Here is a 2,544-nt window from a genome sequence, read left to right as displayed (position 1 = left end):
TTCCCGGAATTCATTTCTTACAGATTATAAAACCAGTAAGAAACGAAAAAAATTCAAATCGATTTTGTTAAAAAACTCTACAAATTATAAAATATCAACACATTACAAGAAATTTCAAAAAGTTAACGCACCAGTATTATTTCTAAGACAACAACAGAAACAGGAAAACTTGATGATACGATAGAATTGTTAGTTAGAAATCAAACGGAATCAATGATATCGGATATCAAAAAAAGCGTGCTTTGCTTTGGCTTGTATTTGCCAAGCCCAGAACTTATTTGCCGGAATCTTTCACGGCTAAATCATGAAGATGCTAAGAGTTGCATTCAACAATTGCATGACGTATGGCTGGCTGTTAATCAACCTGGAACTTTGTTTTCTCCTGCCATGGTTCTTGCTGAGAGAAATTCTGATTTTTTGAATTCTATATTTCAACAACCTAAGGAGGTGTTGGATTTCACCCAAATTTGGGGCGTGCAGACTTTACATTATTTGAATTTGGTGGGCAGAGTTGAATTCCAAATACTTGTAAAGTACTACAAAGATTATTTGTCAAAACTATACAATTTGATGAAGCCTGTTGTGTTGTACAAGTTTGAGAAAAAATGTCCTTCATTTCAAGAAGATTTCTCAATACGATCTAAGATTGAAAGTGCAGTTGATTCAGAACGTTTGTTGAGAGTCTATAAGTATCTGGTGGAGCAAGGATGCCTTGCATCGGGGCAGGAGAAAGAGTTTTTGGGCATATTTGATGCCGTCCTGTTAGATGCACCGATTCATCCATTGCAATGGCAGGTTACAGCCAAAAACGGAAAAACTAATTTCCAATATATCAGAGTGCTATTTGAAACTTTAGGCGTGAACATGACAACGTCGTCCAACTATGAATATGTGGCGAACTTCTTTTGTGATGCTGAAGGAGAAATTGTTGATCTTAGACCAAGAAATGGAAATGATAAACCTGCTCACGAAACTAAAGAACGGATGAAATTCAAGGAAGGTCTAATGAAAGTGATTTCTGGTGCTACGATTGCTGCTGAAGATTAAGTCGGCTTTAATGTTATAGGCGATTGTAAAATTCCTTCTAATTCCGCTATTAAAATAAATATATTAAAAATCAAAGACTTACATTAGTGTAAGTCTTTTTTTTGTTGCTTCTTTTGCGCCTAACTATAGTTCGATAATAGTATTTATTTTTGCTCACGCATAGGGCAGAAAAAGGTTGTGCTGCTTACCTGCTCTTTCGGTATCAAAATAGTAATCAATAGAAAGGAGAAGTTGTTTATCGAACAGTAAATCAATAAAATAGATGTAATAATCAATGGTTTGTAACGTAAATAATGTATAAAGAGGAGATAGTAAACGCATAATTGTATTTAAATGTCTGATTTTCAGTTGTCAGAGTTGCTAAAGGAGATAAAAGAGAAACTAGATTTATTTGTCGCTGCCCCTGTCAAAAAAGTGGTTTACACGAATGCAGATGTGATGCAGATGCTTGGCGTAGGAGAAAAATTGCTGAAGAAATATCGTGACAATGGGTACTTGGGGTATTCGCATGTAGGAGACAAGTACTTTTATTCTGAGGCCGATTTAGCCGAGTTCTTGCAGAACAGCCACAGGGAAGCATTTAAGTTTTCAAGTAGAAAAAAGTGAGTAAAGAAGGTAAAGGCTGGCGCTTTTACCTTTTTTTATTGGGTGCGCAGAGCCGATTGTATTTTTCTTCAAGTTGGTCTTTTGCAGCCTTTTACCGTCTAATTATTATCACTATTTTTTCGCAGAATAATATAGCATATTAACTATCAGTATATTAACACCTTTTCCACGAAGATGAATACTGATTAGATAATCTTCTGATTATCAATAAACTAAAAAAAGGTCATTAGTTTTACTAATGACCTTTTTCGTATTCAAATCTATATATACAAAGTTTAACCTACTGATAACCAATTGAATAGAATTAAGTTTCTTTAGATTTCCTTTCATGCTGTTTTCCTGTTTTTCATAAATCCAGAGTTATTAGGGCATGTTTTTCTTTCAAAAGAATTGCACATTGTGTCATACGGAAGATGCAGTTCAGTTGTCCTCCGATTTAACTTTTTTCAGTGCAATACGAAATCTTGGTTTTGCATTTCAATTAGAAGATATGTAAAGTTAAGGGGAATAAAAAATCCCTAACCGATTAAGTATCAATTAGGGATTTGATTTGTTGCCCAACCAGGATTCGAACCTAGACTGACTGATCCAGAGTCAGGAGTGCTGCCATTACACCATTGGGCACTGAAATCGGCTGCAAAAATACTATTTTTTCCAATAGCGCAAGGAAAAAAACGAAATTTTTTTCCTTGTACAAAAACGATGACTCCCCTAATGATAGGGAAGTCATCGCTGATATTGGTAATTGTCTGATTATTGTGCCTTAGCCCATGTGTCTTTCAGACCAACGGTCTTGTTGAAAACAAGATGATCGGCTGTGCTGTCCTTGTCGACGGTGAAGTAACCGATTCTCTGGAACTGGAAATGGTCGAGCGGCTTGACATCGGCGAG

Annotated in this window: 2 protein-coding genes and 1 tRNA gene; 2 read left to right on the top strand and 1 reads right to left on the bottom strand. The window is 35.8% G+C overall.

The window, feature by feature from the left end; genetic code table 11:
- Positions 1-186: 186 nt before the first annotated feature.
- Complete coding sequence (locus ACKI3H_RS03335) at positions 187-1,047, top strand: hypothetical protein (protein ID WP_407370868.1); 861 nt, start codon at positions 187-189, stop codon at positions 1,045-1,047.
- Between the two features lie 333 nt (positions 1,048-1,380).
- Complete coding sequence (locus tag ACKI3H_RS03330) at positions 1,381-1,653, top strand: helix-turn-helix domain-containing protein (protein WP_407370867.1); 273 nt, start codon at positions 1,381-1,383, stop codon at positions 1,651-1,653.
- Between the two features lie 553 nt (positions 1,654-2,206).
- Here ACKI3H_RS03330 and ACKI3H_RS03325 read toward each other — a convergent pair.
- Positions 2,207-2,277: transfer RNA gene (locus ACKI3H_RS03325), tRNA-Gln, on the bottom strand.
- Positions 2,278-2,544: the final 267 nt, after the last annotated feature.

Origin of the sequence: Carnobacterium sp., from assembly GCF_045617425.1 — a bacterium.
Classification (GTDB): Bacteria; Bacillota; Bacilli; order Lactobacillales; family Carnobacteriaceae; genus Carnobacterium_B.
The sequence above is the reverse complement of the archived record's forward strand: the minus strand, read 5'-3'. Positions and strand labels throughout refer to the sequence as shown.

Coding starts and splice junctions, on each gene's coding strand:
- ACKI3H_RS03330 (WP_407370867.1), top strand. CDS start 1,381: ATGTCTGATTTTCAGTTGTCAGAGTTGCTAAAGGAGATAAAAGAGAAA.